Raw genomic sequence first — 271 nt, 5'->3', positions numbered from 1 at the left:
GCCGGGCTGGCGCGCGGGTATGTCGGCCGGGCGGGTTTGACGGGTGAGCGGTTCGTGGCGTGCCCGTTCGGTTCGGGTGAGCGGATGTACCGGACCGGTGACCTGGCCAGGTGGACGCCGGATGGGCAGTTGGTGTTCGCGGGCCGGGCCGACGAGCAGATCAAGATCCGTGGTTTCCGGATCGAGCCGGGTGAGGTCGAGGCCGCCCTGCTGGCGCATCCGGATGTGTCCCAGGCCGCTGTCGTGGCCCGTGAGGATACCCCGGGCGACA

The 271-nt window shown here is 70.8% G+C and carries 1 protein-coding gene; it reads left to right on the top strand.

The window, feature by feature from the left end:
* Positions 1 to 271 (top strand): acyl-CoA synthetase family protein (locus QSK22_RS33500; protein ID WP_285498539.1); only part of this gene is annotated, 271 nt, incomplete at both ends.

The sequence above is a fragment of the Actinomadura sp. NBRC 104425 genome (assembly GCF_030269545.1).
Lineage (GTDB): Bacteria > Actinomycetota > Actinomycetes > Streptosporangiales > Streptosporangiaceae > Spirillospora > Spirillospora keratinilytica.
This window is presented reverse-complemented; position numbering and strand designations above follow the sequence as displayed.